11 protein-coding genes are annotated in these 16,007 nt (G+C 27.0%); 6 read left to right on the top strand and 5 right to left on the bottom strand.

Annotated elements, in window-relative coordinates; translation table 4 throughout:
• Positions 1-4 precede the first annotated feature (4 nt).
• Both AC0B4N_RS01335 and leuS read right to left on the bottom strand, forming a co-directional pair.
• Positions 5-967, bottom strand: coding sequence for a class I tRNA ligase family protein (locus AC0B4N_RS01335; protein ID WP_465102111.1), 963 nt, complete (start codon positions 965-967; stop codon positions 5-7).
• Between the two features lie 65 nt (positions 968-1,032).
• Complete coding sequence (leuS, locus tag AC0B4N_RS01340; protein ID WP_465102112.1) at positions 1,033-2,391, bottom strand: leucine--tRNA ligase; 1,359 nt, start codon at positions 2,389-2,391, stop codon at positions 1,033-1,035.
• A gap of 224 nt (positions 2,392-2,615) precedes the next feature.
• On the opposite strand from leuS, the gene obgE reads away from it, so the two are divergent.
• Positions 2,616-3,881, top strand: coding sequence for a GTPase ObgE (obgE, locus tag AC0B4N_RS01345; RefSeq protein WP_046642903.1), 1,266 nt, complete (start codon positions 2,616-2,618; stop codon positions 3,879-3,881).
• Between the two features lie 229 nt (positions 3,882-4,110).
• Entirely contained in the window at positions 4,111-4,902 is a 792-nt protein-coding gene (locus AC0B4N_RS01350) for a type I restriction-modification system subunit M N-terminal domain-containing protein (protein WP_465102113.1), read from the top strand.
• Between the two features lie 385 nt (positions 4,903-5,287).
• Here AC0B4N_RS01350 and AC0B4N_RS01355 read toward each other — a convergent pair whose 3' ends face one another.
• Positions 5,288-6,820 (bottom strand): transposase family protein, encoded by a 1,533-nt coding sequence (locus AC0B4N_RS01355; protein ID WP_465102114.1) that lies wholly within the window; start codon positions 6,818-6,820, stop codon positions 5,288-5,290.
• 300 nt (positions 6,821-7,120) lie between these two features.
• Here AC0B4N_RS01355 and AC0B4N_RS01360 point away from each other — a divergent pair, with 300 nt between their 5' ends.
• Both AC0B4N_RS01360 and AC0B4N_RS01365 read left to right on the top strand, forming a co-directional pair.
• Positions 7,121-8,902, top strand: a complete 1,782-nt coding sequence (locus AC0B4N_RS01360) for a S8 family serine peptidase (RefSeq protein ID WP_465102115.1) — start codon at positions 7,121-7,123, stop codon at positions 8,900-8,902.
• Positions 8,865-9,674 carry a hypothetical protein gene (locus AC0B4N_RS01365; RefSeq protein ID WP_465102116.1) on the top strand — a complete coding sequence of 270 codons (810 nt, stop codon included), beginning with the start codon at positions 8,865-8,867 and terminating at the stop codon, positions 9,672-9,674. Before AC0B4N_RS01360 ends, AC0B4N_RS01365 begins: the two co-directional genes overlap by 38 nt.
• 777 nt (positions 9,675-10,451) lie before the next feature.
• Here AC0B4N_RS01365 and AC0B4N_RS01370 read toward each other — a convergent pair.
• Positions 10,452-11,444: a TMEM164 family acyltransferase gene (locus tag AC0B4N_RS01370; RefSeq protein ID WP_465102117.1), complete on the bottom strand. Its 993-nt coding sequence runs from the start codon at positions 11,442-11,444 to the stop codon at positions 10,452-10,454.
• A 271-nt stretch (positions 11,445-11,715) separates the two neighbouring features.
• Positions 11,716-12,900, bottom strand: a complete 1,185-nt coding sequence (locus tag AC0B4N_RS01375) for an IS30 family transposase (protein ID WP_465102118.1) — start codon at positions 12,898-12,900, stop codon at positions 11,716-11,718.
• Between the two features lie 163 nt (positions 12,901-13,063).
• On the opposite strand from AC0B4N_RS01375, the gene AC0B4N_RS01380 reads away from it, so the two are divergent.
• Together AC0B4N_RS01380 and AC0B4N_RS01385 are read left to right on the top strand one after the other, a co-directional pair.
• Entirely contained in the window at positions 13,064-15,034 is a 1,971-nt protein-coding gene (locus tag AC0B4N_RS01380) for a S8 family serine peptidase (RefSeq protein WP_465102119.1), read from the top strand.
• Entirely contained in the window at positions 15,027-15,941 is a 915-nt protein-coding gene (locus AC0B4N_RS01385; RefSeq protein WP_465102120.1) for a hypothetical protein, read from the top strand. The genes AC0B4N_RS01380 and AC0B4N_RS01385 overlap by 8 nt, the downstream gene beginning before the upstream one ends.
• Positions 15,942-16,007: the final 66 nt, after the last annotated feature.

A 16,007-nucleotide genomic window follows, 5' to 3' on the forward strand; every position in this document is an offset into this window, starting at 1 on the left:
ATTCTTACACATTAAAGATTACTATTTTATCTTTAACATATTGCTTACGTTTAATCTCTTGTCCATCTATAAATTTTTGAACATTTGGCTGTTCAAGTGCTAAAGAAAAAATTTCTTCTTCACTTAAATCACCATCTTTTTCAATTACAGCACGAACTTTACCATTAACTTGAACTACTATTTTAACAGTAGAATTTTGAATTAATTTGTCGTCAACAATAGGTCATTTTTGCTCTTTGATTTGTTTTTGATTTAATTGCTCTAACAATTCTTCTGCAAGGTGTGGAGCAAATGTAGAGAGCATAATAGAAAAATCAATTAAAGGTTTAATAGATTGTAGTTTTTCTACCTTGTATAAACCGTTGATAAATACCATTAATTTACTTATAGCAATATTAAATTTAAGTGTATCTATTGCTATTGTTACTTCTTTTATTGTGTTTTGTCATAAAGAATTAAATTCACTATCTTTATAACTTTCATCTATTAAGCTAGAATCATTTGCAAATTTGCTTATTATAACTTCAACACGGTCTAATCATTTTCTGATTCCACGAATTGAATCAACGCTTCATTCTTTTGTATCAGTTAATGGACCCATAAACATTTCATACACTCTTAATGTATCTGCTCCATATTCTTCTACTATTTCATCAGGATTTATAACATTACCACGACTCTTAGACATCTTCTTACCATCAGGTCCTAAAATCATACCTTGGTTAACAACTTTAAGAAATGGTTCAGACACAGGTAATACTTTAATATCATATAAAAATTTATGTCAAAATCTTGAATAAATTAAATGTCCTACCGCATGTTCTTGACCACCTATGTACAAGTCTACAGGCAATCATTTTTTAAATCTTTCATATGCTTCTTTGCTATCCATGTCAAGATATGAACCATCAGCATTTTTCATTATATAAGCTAAAAAGTATCAAGAACTTCCTGCTCACTGAGGCATTGTATTTGTTTCTCTTTTAAATCTTTTGTCATCTTTTTCAAAGTAAAGTCACTCTTTATTGTTGGCTAAAGGTGATTCGCAGTAGTTGAAGGCTTAATATTTTCCATATATGGTAATTCAACAATATTTTCTTCAATATAAATATTATTATCTTCATCAAAATATACAGGAAATGGTTCACCTCAATATCTTTGTCTTGAAAAAATTCAATCTCTTATTTTGTATGATATTTCTATTTCTGATTTGTTTTCTTTAGCTAGAAAATTATGAATTGCGTTTTTAGCCTCTCTTATACTTAACCCATTAAATTGATTAGAATTAATCAATACTTGGTCTTCTTTAGAAATAATTTCCTTAATTTCTAAATTATATTTAAGGGCAAAATCTTTATCACGCTCATCTTCTGCTGGAACAGCCATAATAGCACCTGTTCCATAAGTATTTAAAACATAATTAGATGTTCATATAGGTAATATTTCTTTTGTAATAGGATGTATTGCATTTATTCCTGTATATATACCTATTTTATCTTTGTTATTAGAAATACGATCTCTATCACTTAGAGTTTTAGAATATTCTAAAAATTCGCTTATTTCATAATTATTTTTTACATTATTTAATAACGAATGTTCAGGAGCTATAACCAAGAATGAAACACCAAATAAAGTATCAATTCTTGTGGTAAATACATCTAGAGTTTCATTTGAATTTTCTAAATCAAATTTAACTACATGTCCTTCGGATTTACCGATTCAATTTTCTTGAAGTGTTTTTAATGATTCAGAAAATTCTACCTCATTTAGTCCTTCTAAAAGTTTTTCTGCATATGCTGTAATTTTTAAAACTCATTGCTTCATTGGTTTTCTAATTACAGGGAAATTACCTCTTTCACTAACGCTATTACCATTTTCATCAGTAATAACTTCTTCATTAGCTAATACAGTTCCTAAACCTTCGCATCAATTAACGTCAATTTCTTTTATTTCTGCTAGACCATGTTCATAAAGTTTTTTAAAAATCCATTGAGTTCATTTATAAAATTTAGGATCAGTTGTATCTACTTCTTTATCTCAATCAAAAGACATTCCTAAACTTTTAAGTTGCTTTTTAAATGTTTTTATATTTGCTTGCGTAAATGGTGCTGGGTGGTTACCTGTTTTTAAAGCATATTGCTCTGCTGGTAAACCAAAAGCATCTCACCCAATTGGGTGTAAAACATCATAACCATTTAAACGTTTATATCTAGAAACAATATCTGTAGCAGTATATCCTTCTGGATGACCAACATGCAACCCAGAAGCAGAAGGATAAGGAAACATATCTAAAGCATAAAATTTTTTATCACTTTTGTCTGTAGTGATAAAAGCTTTAGTTTCTTCTCATATTTTTTGTCATTTTTGTTCAACTTTTTTGTGATTATACATAGTTATTTAATTATAACTTATTTTTATGTTATTAATATAATTAATACAATAAAAAAGCATTTTAAGACCAAAATAGTGAATATTTTAGTCTTAAATAACTAAAATAATATTTCAGCATTATTTAAAATAGATTATTAAAATTTTGTTTCTTTTACCTTGTATAATTATTTAAAAAGAATATAAAATATGGTAATATTTAGAGTATATGTAAAATAAGGAGAATTATGGCAAGATTTATTGACGAAATAACTATATCAGTACAAGCGGGAAAAGGCGGAAATGGTATGATTTCCTTTAGACGTGAAGCCCACGTTGATAAAGGTGGTCCAGATGGTGGAGATGGTGGTCGTGGTGGTCACATCTATTTTGTCGGTGATTTAGGAAAAAATACGCTATTAAGCTTCTATAAAAATAAACATATCGTCGCGGAAGATGGGGTTAATGGTGGACCTAAAAACCTTTATGGAGCCAACGCTAAGGACACTTACATTAAGGTTCCGATTGGTACATTAGTCTACAATGGTAAAAAGTTAATTGCTGATATTATCGAACCAGATGTTCCTTATTTAATCGCAAGCGGAGGTAAAGGTGGTCGTGGAAATAATAAATTCAAGACAACCAAAAACACAGCTCCAAAAATTGCGGAAAACGGTATGCCAGGCGAAAAATATGAAGCCAAAATTGTTCTTAAAATTCTTTCAGATGTAGGGGTTGTAGGAAAACCTTCAGCAGGTAAATCAACATTTCTTAATGCAATATCTAATGCTAATGCAAAAGTAGCTGATTATGAGTTCACTACTTTAGTTCCTCAATTAGGTATGGTTCAATTCCATGATAATTCATTCACAGTTGCTGACTTACCAGGATTAATTAAAGGAGCTTCTTTAGGTAAGGGATTAGGGATTCAATTCCTTAAGCACATTGAACGTTGCAGAATAATAGCTCACATTGTTGATTTTGGTTCTGAAGATAAAGATCCAATTGAAGATTTCAATGTTATTAATAATGAGTTAAGAAGTTATAATCTTAAATTAGAAAATAAACCTCAATTGGTTATAGCTAATAAATCTGACATGGATGTTTTTAAAGATAATATTAAAAAGTTCAAAAAAGCATTTCCAAATGTTGAAGTAGTTGAAATATCTGCAATTTTTAGAGATAACCTTGATTTAGTTAAAGCTAAATTATGAAACTTAATTGAAAAAAATCAATATGCTACTATTGAAAATGACGAAGAAGAAGTTAAAGTTATTGAATTTGAACCTGATTATGTAGTTAATTCACCATATAAAGGTCATTTTGAAGTTACTGGTAAAAAAGTTGAAGAACTTTACCACAAAATACCTATTAATACTTACGATAACTTAGTACGTTTTAATAATATTCTTAAGAAAATTGGTGTATGAGAAGAATTAATTAGACAGGATATTCAAAGAGGAGATACTGTTTCTATCTATGGATTCGAATTCGAATGAGAAGATGAACAATAGTAAAAATTTATATAAATAAACAAAAATCATTCAATAATTTATTTGAATGATTTTTGTTTATTTTATTTAAGAATAAATTTGCAATATCAATTTTAAGTCATATAAATAGAAAAATAACTGCAAAATAATTCCTTAATTTAAAGAGAAATTTAGCTATTTTAATTCCTTTTAATTGCTAAATAATTTATAATTAAAATATCTAAATATAGATTAGTTTTAAAGGAGTAATATGAACGAAAATATTGAAAAAAATCAAGAATTTAAAAAAATAAGTAAGCAAGAATTAAGTAATAAAATTTGAGCTGCAGCAAGTGAATTAAGATCACAATTAGATGCAACAGAATATGACAAAATTATTCTTGGGTTAATTTTTTATAAATTCTTATCATCTAAACAAGAAGAATTATTATTAGATAAAAATGGCGATTATTGTTTATATGAAAAGGGTGAAGAAATAATATATAAAGATCAAGAAGTTATATATATTGAAGAATTGAGCAAAAATAGTCATCCAGATTTGGTAGAGAATGTAATTGATGAACTAAAGTACTTTATACCCTATGAGTATTTATTTTCTACATGAAATAAAAAAGAGTATAGAAATAAATTTGACAAAAACTACATAATAGATTCAATTAACCATTTTAATTCTGTGATTGAAAATTTAGATGAAAAAGATTCATTCTTGTACAAGAATATCTTTAATGAATTTTATCTTTCTATTCAAAAAATAAAAAATGAAAGTAGCATCAAAAAAGTTGTTAGAATTATTGATGAAATACCAACTAAAAAACAAGATTACGATGTTTTAGGATTTATTTATCAGTATTTAATTGGTATGTTTGCGTCTTCTGCTGGTAAAAAAGCCGGTGAATTTTATACTCCGCTTGAAGCTGGTATTTTAATGTCAGAAATAATTTCTTATCACCTAAGTCAGATTAACCATGATAGTGACCTTATAAGAATTTATGATCCAACAGCTGGTTCAGGTTCATTATTAATTAGAGTAGCTGTAGAATAACTACTTTTTTGCACTACTTTTTTAATTTTTTGCCCAGACTGCTGGGGTTAATCATTTTTTTATTTTTTGATTTATATTATGGATCCCTTTGTCGCAAAAAAAGATAACGAAAAAACAAACCAAAAAAATTTTTTTCTTCTTTGGCAACTAAATTGGAAAATTTATATATTTTTTGATGTTTTTACTGTCTAAAAAATTAAGATATGATTATGTATATTATTAAATTAACTATAAAATTTCAAAATGCAGCAAAAAGATTTTTAAACCCCCCGCCCTTGATTGCAATCAAGGGGCCTTACTTTTGAAAAAGTAAGCAAAACTTCCAGAAAACACGTGGCCGTGTTTTCTATTTTATTATTTTCTTTTTTATTAAAAAATATTATAATTAATATGCATCAATTTTTATTTCATCATTGATGCTTCTGTGTAATGTTCGAAGTATCTCTAAATACTCAGCCATAATCTTATTGGCTTCAAGGTTATTTCCTTGTGCATTCACAGAGACACTATTAAACTTTGAGATGTATAATTCAAGAGTTTTAAAAAATGAGTTTGTTTTCTTATGGATAAATGCTAGTTTTCCAACGGCAGGGATAGAATAATCTAAACCTTTCTCAAGAGCTCACATTTCTGTAAAGCTTAGATATTTTCCATTAGGTTCTTTGGCAAAGTATTTTTTTCCATTATATTTAAAATACAAATTATCATCAGAAGAATGTACTAACACAACATCAGAATTATAAGGAAATATAATCCTTTTGTCATGCATATCGAAAGCTGCAAGGTTTTTACCTTGGTATCTAACAACACCATTTAAAACTTTTCTATTAATCTCTAAATCAACGGCTCAATTGCCGTTTTTCTTTCCTTCTTTTTGAAAGACATTATGTTTAGAAATTATTTTTTTATTCCTCGTGTTGTAATAATTTTGAAATACTTCGTTATTTTGCTTTAAATCATTAATATCTTTATATCCGTTTTCATGAATTAATAATGGGTATTGATCTAATGATGTTCTAAAAGATCTCTCAACGTGTGGTTTATGTTTGGGATTAGATGAACTGAGTACTTCTATTCCTTTTTTATTTAAATCTTTTTCAAAAATTGTTTGTGTGTTTTCGTTTCCCCAAAAAGTTCTTCTTTTATCAGTATAAATTTTCTTTGGAAATCCATATTTCTTAAATACTATTTCTAACAGTCTTTGATATCCTAATGTTGTTTCTTGTTCTTCAAATCATGCTGCTAATAATGTTCCAGTGGCAACATCAATTGCGTGATAAAGATAGAATGGTTTATTATTTTTTAAATATGGTTCAAGCTGAGCATCGATTTCAACAATTTCACCAAATTCTAAATTTTTCTTTAGACCCAAAACTTGTCTTTGTTTTTCATTTTGTTTAATTTGTTTATAATATTTTTTTAATAGCAATGTTGTCTCTTGTGAAGTTTTCTTCTTTGATAATTTTGCTATTTTTCTTCCTCTTTTGGTTGTATTTATATTAAATAACCCTAATTGGTTGAATCTTCTTACCAAAGTTTTGTAAGAAATTTTTTGCCTTATAAAAGAACCATATTCTGAATAATAATAACTTTTAAACGAAAGTTGGTTATTTGTTAGAATGCTATTTAAAATAATTTCACATGTTTTTAAATAATCTTTAAACACTAATTTAATTTCTGAATCTGTAACTTTGCAACTTCTTTGTTGATTTTTATTTTTATGACTGATGTCAATTTCTTGATTACTTTTTATTATTTTTTTATATCTTTTTACAGTTGATACACTGAGCTTTGTAATTAAACTAAGTTGAGATAAAGATTTTTCAATATTAGCAGCAATTAATATGAGAGATTGCTGTTTTTTTAGTTCGTAGTTCGTTAAGTTTTTGTACTTATCTATGTTATGTTTGATTCTCATAAATAATTTATACCATATTTTAATTAAATTAGTTCACTTTCGGTGGGATTTATATATGGACCTAATATAGTTGTCATTGGACAGGAAAAAATAGCTGTTCTCAAAAAAATTTTTAAATTTTTAAAATAGTATTATAATTTTTATATAAGGAAATAACAAAATTTTTTTTTAGTCTGTAAGGTATTGCTTCACTATTTTTGAGTGAAAAGATCTATCAAAAAAAAGAAAAAAATGAATATTAGTTAGTTGAATAATTTATACTAATAATTATTAATGCTAACTAGGTTTTAAAGAGGTTTTATGTTTAAAAAAGTTAGAAATATATTTTTTGGTGCTACTAGTGTGCTAACGATTTTACCGCTAGTGAGTGTAAGTTCAAACAAGCTGTTAATAGCGGAAAATAATAATAAAAAAATTCAATATATAAATTTAAATAGTGCATATGTTAAAGCACAGGCCGATGAATCTGATGAAGGTAGAACTATTAATTTGGGAGCTAATCGCCTTGAAATCTTTGCGCGTTTAACACAAACACAATTGGATAAAATAACTAAATTTATTAATCATAATACAGGAAAAGATGTTCCTATATTATATCATGAATTTAGTGGTGTTTTATCAATTGCATATATAAAAAGCATCGATAACAATAAATTAAATGACCTGGTACTTAATTTTTTCGAAGATAATAATATTGAGTACACTAATATTTACTCTTTTAATACAAATACATATTATGATAATTTTAAGATACAAAAAGAAAATGGAAAAATCACCAAAGGACAAGCATATGTTAGTCCTAGGCAAGATTACTCTCATTTTGAGCATGAATATGATAATGAATGGCTTTTTTCTTTTTTAGGTTTAGATAAAAAAACTCGTAAGGAACACTTTAATAATTATATTAATAGCAAAGTAAATATTGGTGTACTAGAATCTGGCGGAGTTGTCGAAACAGATTCTGATGCTTTTACTTGAAATAAAAAATATGGAAACGGTGTTTCTTGGCGTAATGAACTGTTTTATCATGAAAGTTGATCTAGGCATGCTACTCAGGTTGCTGAATTGATAGCAGGAAAAAAGGGAATTAATCAAACACTAGGTATTGTTTCTGTAGAATTAAATTTATTTTGGACCGGTATTACGGGTGAATTAAATTACTTATTAGGACACACTAACATTGTAAATAATAGTTGGTCATTAGATTCGACAGGACTTGCCTGAAATCGAGGTTTATATAATTATTTGGATAATTTAATATTTAATAATCCTGAATTAATTAATATATTTTCCGCTGGTAATGGTTTTGACAAAGGAAAAAAAGAAATTGATGGTGTTCAACTATCAAAAAATAGCATAATCATAGGAGCTACTGATAATTATAATCTTGAGAAAAAATCAGGATATAGTCAAATTGGAAATAATAAAAACTTTATTTCTGTTGTAGCTCCTGGTGGTTATTATCGTTTTACAGATAGAAATAAATATAAAGATAATAATGGAAACTGGGTAACAGGAGGCTATACAAATATAGGAACTAGTTTTTCTGCTCCAGTAATTAGTACAATTGCTGGTATGTTGAAACAAAAATATAAGTGACATTTTGATTTAGGTTCTGACTCGATAATTTTTAAATCTGCATTAATTAGTGGTTCAAGAAGACCAAAGGAAATACAAAGCATATATACACCAGAAACTGGTTATGGTATTCCTCAATATGATAAAATTCAAGAAGCAATGCGCTCTTTAATAGTTTTAAAGAAAACAGATAAAAATCCTGATGTTGGGCAAAACTCAAGAAAAGTATACTTTAGTGCCGGCGAAAAAGTTCGCGCTACATTAGCATTTTTATATAATGGTTCAAATGACTCTACTGATATAGATTTTATGATAAAGACGAAAGACGGTAATGTTCTTGTCTCTGGAATTAATGGTGATAGAAACGTGGAAGTTGTTGAGTTTGTTGCTCCGTATTCAGGGTTATATACTTTCGAAGCTTATACTTATAAAACAACCCGCAAAAATGTTGAAGTGGCAATAACTTATGTTACAGAAGACCAAAAAAAGAATCTTAAAATATAGTCTATTAGGTTTTGGATTACTTGCCATTCCATTAACACTCATATCCATTTATTTTATTGAGCACGAAAAGATTAACAGATTATCACGTATTGGAGTACATACATATTGAAATACTAATAAAAAAGTTTGAACTAAGGAAGGTTATTCTCCAATTCTTTTTTGAGTAGATTTAGATAGAGTAACTGAAGAAGATAAGCAAAAATATCAGCAACATAAAGTTTTATATCCAGAGCATCAAGAAAGCAAATATTATGATACAACTGGAATTGCTTATAGTTATTTTAATTATATTGATTATTCCAACTATCCAAATTCAACACCTAAATGAATTACTAAAAATATTACTAAAACAACATATTTAATTAAAAGCGAAGAAGATTTTATAAAATTATTACAAACTAAAAATCCTACTTACTACTCTGAAAAAACACAAATTACAAGTGAATTTAATGAACTTCTAGATAATATCGATTTTAATAAACAAGATTTATTAATTTTAAATAACTATAATTCTCAAATTTTTGCTAAGTCTGACAATAGAGAAAAGAAGTTAAATATAAATGATTTTATTTTTGATAAAAACACAAAAAAATTAAAGATTTCATTTTCATATAATGATAAATATAATTTTTATATGTTTCATAATGATGCTATTTATGCTTCTAATACTGCAGTAGGTAGCGATAATTGATTTAAAACATACTTTTTAATTATTGATAAAAGCGATGCAACTAGCCCTGATGGCTTGCATATGGATTTTGTATATAAATAATACTATCTTATATAAAAATTATAAATTATAAAATCATGTCTAAAACTTAAATAAACCCTCATAAGTTAAATAAATTGGTAAAACTTATGAGGGTTTATTATAATAAAGAATCTTGTATCTTTAGAGGGATCAAATACATAGCAATTTGTTTCATAGCATGTTTCTTATAATTAAAATAAAGTCAATACTTTTATACCATTGTTTGCAACACTTTTTTCTTGCAAACCTATAGATTCGATTGTTATCTTTATCTTCTTTAATTAACTCATAATTCGCATTTTAAAAGTAGAAAAATTATATATATAGTGGATGTTTGATTTTGTTTCTTTAAAAAAGTGTTATAAGTTGTATATAGTTAACCGTATCTTACAAAGGGGCATCCTTGTTTAACAACTTCATTCCTCTTTATACCTGATCCTCTTTTAAATACACCTAAAGAACCAAGGGATATAAATACTCAATTTACAAGTAAGTTCTCATATAATTTTTATCTGCAATAATAAGTTGAACAAAACGATCATGCTACTTATCAATAAGTCCACTACACTTTATATAGTGGTTTTAATTTTAAATAAAAATCAAATTAAATACACTAAACCTAAAGGCTATAAAAAATGAATGGATTATTTAATCCATTCATTTTTTTTATGTTAATTTTTTAAATTAATCTTTGGTCATTTTGAGCTTAACTTTTGTTATAAAACTCTTTCATTATATAAAAAGAATATTCGTAAATGTTCGAATATTCTTTGTCAGCATATTTATTATTCTTGTTTCCTATTCCTTAATTCTAAAATTTAAAATTTCTTTTCAAGGAGTTTTTAGTTCATTTCAAACATCCTTAAATCTTTTACGTGATACTTTATTAGGCAAATAGTATTTATTAAATTCAAAGTCAATACTTGACATAAACATATAAAAGATATAACCAAGGATATTAACTAATACACCAGCAAGCCCAAAGATGATTGGAGAAAATGGTCATTTAGATAGTTTACCTAAAGTGTTAATTCCTTTAGCACCTAAATAGAATCAATTAGATATCCATTGGATCTGAACTCTATTATTAGAATTCTTAATTCCTTGGAACAACACGATATTACCAATTAATACTAAAACTAACATACCAAGCATCAAGGCTGACCCTTGTACAAAATTTCTTAATTTTATTTTTGCTTTTGGACCATATACAATATGGGTAAATACTGGCATAATTAAAACAAATGAGTGAGCAAAAATAAAATCTCAAAATAGAACGTTGTCATATCCTAAGTTAAAACCAGCATTATTTCACTCTCTAGTTCCTTCTTTAAGATTGTTATATTCTCTGTCAATTTGGGTTGCAACTGGATCTGCTCCTAAATCAGCAAATAAAAATCCAAATATCGCTCCAAAGACAGCTAAAATACTTACCATATTAATTTTAGGACCTTTTTTAAATATATATAAAAGAGGGATTGTAAAACTAAAAAACCTACATAAATGCAATGGGAACAATTCTCATTTATAAGGATAATCGATTCCAATTAAAAAACCTAAGCGAATTAAATTATATATTGTGGTAAAAATACCAATTGCCACAAATAAATTTTCAAGTGATAGTGTTTTGAAAATAAATTTTTTGCCTTCTTGATTGAAATAGTTATATACCCTTTTGCGGTAAATGTATAAAAATAAGATTACAAATAAACTGAGTACAAAAAATGATAAAAATAACGGCCTTGAACTGCTAAAATCTGCTATATTTCTGCGATAATGTCAAAAATTCATATTTCCCTTTCTTGATATTGAAAATTTCCTTTATTATACTATATAAATATATTTTAAAGATAAATATAATTATAGTTTTTTAACATGTTTTTTGGAAAAGTCACTTGCGAGATATTAACAAAATAATTGCGTTTTAATTTTAACATAAATTTTACATAAAAAATGTATGCGAAAACAGAAAACACGGCAGTGTTTTCTCGTCGGTTTTGCTTACTTTTGCCAAAAGTAAGGCTCCTTTGATTGCAATCAAAGGCGGGGGATTAAAAAAATTTTAGGTTATCTTATATTTCCGGACAACTTGCCGATAGTTATTTATTTTTTCCATCATATAATCAATTTCTTGCTGAGAGTATTTATCTAAGCTTTTTCCTTTGGGAATGTAATACCTAATTAAGCGGTGCATATTTTCTATTGAACCTTTTTGTCATGAACTATATGGTTGGCATTTAAATAGTCTTTCAGTTGGAATAACCTGGTGCAATAAGACATTTTCACTACCATTATCAACTGTTAAAGTTTTAATGTCTAAGTTATGTTTCTTGATTAGTTTTAGAAGAGTTTGTTTGATAGCTTTGGAGTTGCGTTTTGAGAGCATAGCATAAGACATTCTGGTTTGCCGTTCAATTATCGTCACAATACAATATGTATCATTGATTTTACCAATAACGGTGTCTAATTCAAAATGACCATGTTCCAAGCGATCATTAATATAAGCTGGACGTTTTGAAATTTCTGTAGCATATTTTAATGTTTTAGGTTTGGTTTGTTTTTTCTTCCTTATGCCATATTTGCCTTCAGATTTTTTAACAATATGGTCAAAATCAAGGAAATAAGGGTATTTTTTGATTATTTTATAAATTGAACTAGGTGAAGGAGCAAATTCATCAGGGGATAATTTTTTAAAAGAATTCACAAGATAGGTAACTGATTTCTTAACTTCTTTTTGCTGCAAGTTCTTTTTATTTCTATTTTTATTGTATGTGTTAAGTTCACTATACCAATATTTTCTGTAGGCCTTTCATTTCTCTTTAATTGTATCACTTACAAAAAAGAGTCGCGAAAATGAATAGCCTAATAAATGTTCGTATAGTTTACTAAAATTAAGGGTTTTAACCCACATTACTCTTTTTGAACACTTAGCACAAACATAGCGATTTTGTTTATCTAAACTAAGTGGTCTGCGATTTGTAATAATTTGGATTTTGCTTTTTATACTTCGAATGTCTCTATCAAAAATCTTGGCTACTTCTTGGATTGAGAAGCCTTCAGAAAGTTCTTGTAAAATATTATAAAGTTGTTCTAGATCGATTTGATCTGATCGTAATTTTCGATGTGACTCAAGAGCTCCTTGCATTTTCAAGATAGTATTATGATTCTCTTCGATTTTAAAATGTTGATATTTATTTTCTTTTTGATATTTGTCAAAAACACAAATATATTTTTCTAAATTTTTCATATAATTTTAAAGTCTCCTTTCATTTTTTTAAAATTTATTAATACAACTATTTTATTACAAGGCAGACAAAAACAATGTCACATGCAAAAAACTTGCATGTGACATTTCCAATTAATAAAAATTTAAAAATATAATAAGGAAAATCTTAGCACCACCTGTCGTTATGCTGCCGCTTGTGGCACTTTCTTCAAAACAATTAATAAACGAAAAAATAATAGATTTGTATAAAAATATCAATACTAAAAAAATCGAATTTAGAGAACAACAAAGTATATCTACTTTATCACTGGATGGGGAAGAAACTGAGTGAAAAATTAATAATAACTTTGAATTAAAATTACTTTTAAACCCTGATATTAATACTGTAGATGAAAATTTTATTGAAAGTTTTAATGCTAATTTTATAGCTAAAATTAAATCTATCGATTTAAAATTTGCTTCTTATAAAGAAAGCAAGATAATACCTATAGTTTGATTTTACTTCGAAAGCGAAGCACAAAGGAGAATGTTCATAAATGCAATTGGTGACTGAAATGGCGTTTATCAAATTATTGTATATAAAAATAATCATATTAATGAACAAGGTCTTTGAAACTCATATAACTATAATTCAAAAAGATTAGTTATAAAACCACAACAGGTAGAAAATGTAGAACAATTTGGTTTAACTATCGATAAAAACGCTTCAATTGTGAACTTAAAAAAAGAGCAACGTTCTAGTACTTCGAACAACAAAATAGGAATTTTAGAAGTTTACACACATCCATTTGATAACGATTATAAAAGATATTTTAAAAGTGGCATAAGATTAAATGAATTAAACTCTACAGGTAAAACTAATTATAATATTAAAAGCCATTCAACAATGGTTTCATTAATAGATGGAAGTCAATGAGGAATTGATAAAACATCACAAGTATTTTTATCTACCTTTAGTACTGATGGGGATTGAACTACAGCTTTAGAAGATATGGTTATTAACCAAGGAATTAGATTGATCAACCATAGCTATGGTACAAAATATAAAAAGGATAGAAAGCAAAACTACTTTGGATATACTGAAAATGCATATTATTTAGATTATCTATCTCGTAATTATGGAGTTATTAACGTAATATCCGCAGGTAATGATGGCAAAATTGATGAACATAAGATAAGCAATGATAAAACATCATTTAATTCTATTATTGTTGGTTCACTTTCAGATCAATCAAATGAATTCACTATATCTCAAAACTTAGTTGCTGAATATTCTAATTATAGATTAGAAGAAGAGTATAAAAATATATCTAAACCATTAGTTGTTGCTCCCGCATATTTTTATAATCCAGTTTATAATGTTAATGAATATGAGCATGGAACAAGTTATGCTGCTCCAGTAGTTACTGGACTGATTTCAAATTTATTAAAATCGAGAGCAGACATTAAAAGCAGCACACAAAGAGTCCCTATAATAAAATCTATTTTATCAGCAGGATCTGTAAGTCCTAAAGCTCGTGAGTTAAAATATAAAACTAGTGGTTATGAAGAAAAATATGGTTCTGGCACCCCTGATTTTGCAAGAATGTTACAGGCTGCCCAAAATCATAAAGTAACAGCTGTTAATCCAACTTTGTCCTCAGGTAGTTATGTTCTTACTAGTTCTGAATTAGAATTAAATAAAAGTCAAACTATTAGAATTTCTAGCTCTTGAATGTTTAATGCAGGTATTTTAAAATGACCTGATACTAAATTAATGTTTGTATTACCTGGTAGAAAACTTAACTGGTGGGATTACAAGTATAGTAATTATACTTTATCAAATGATGAAACTATCGAATCCTTGTTCACTAAAAAGTTTTTTAGTGAACAAACTCATAAAGGTGAATACTGGTTAAAAAAAGAAGAAGCTAAAAAACGTCAAAATAATAAATGGTTTGCAGACTATGATTTAACTCTTGAGAAAAAAGAATCAAATGGAAATTGAAAAATAGTAAAAAGCATTTCAACTGTTGTAACTAATGATGAATTAATCGAACATAAAGTTTTGGAATCTGGAATTTATAGGTATAGTGTTAGAAAATGGTATTCAAGTTCTTTCACTAATTCCGTAGATGATATTGTTGCAATAACTCATGTGGTACAAAATGACTAAAATAAATAAATTATTAGTTTCTTTGTCTCCTGTATTAACCCCGCTAATTGCATTATCTTGTGCTCCAAACCAAAATAGAGATCCAGTTAATAAACCAAAAGATGAAAAAAAGACAAAACTTGATAGTGAACAAGACATAATTTCTTCAATAAAAAGTAACACCAAAAACAAAAATGAACTAACTAGTACAGAACCCAAAAAAGAAATCAAAGGTTATGAACCCGCTAAAACTGAGTTCCAAAAAATTTATGATAAACTATTTAATAAATTTGACAATTTTGTGAAATTTGAGCAGTTTGTTCCTAATTCAATAAAAGGATATACTTGAATAATTAATGACGAACTCAGGTCAGAATATTTTAATGACAAATTCTTTCATTTAAAAGAAAAAAAATTCCCTAATAATTTTTTTACAAAAATATCTTCAAAAGACGATTTTAACAACTTAATAATAACACGATTTAAGGAATTAAACAATATTGGTACTATTAAAACACAAGATTCGGAAATTATTACAACTTTTGAAAAGTTATATTTAAATAATCAAAATCTAAATAAAATTTTAGAATCTAATGATATTTATATTTCAAACACATATGAGGAAAATGATTTATATGATTTGCCATATTTCATTATTCCGTTTGATAAACCAGACGGAACAATTTTAGTCAATATTGTAAATATGATACTTCCTCCAAGGCCTGTTACACTAGAATATATTGATCCAAGAGAGAAAAAAGGTTCATGAGTTGTATTTACAATTCCAAAAAATAAACCAGTTAAATTTGTATATAAATTTGATACAGATTCAAATAATAGTACTGAGTATAATGAGAAAGTAAGAATAGCAAGTATTGAAATTTTCAAATGATTCAATAATGAATTTAAAAAGTATTATAAAGATTAATTTTAATAAGGCAACAAGAAAACAACAAAAGTGTAAATCTTTTGTTGTTTTCTTGTTGCATAAATT

Source organism: Mycoplasma sp. 13536 (assembly GCF_055523495.1).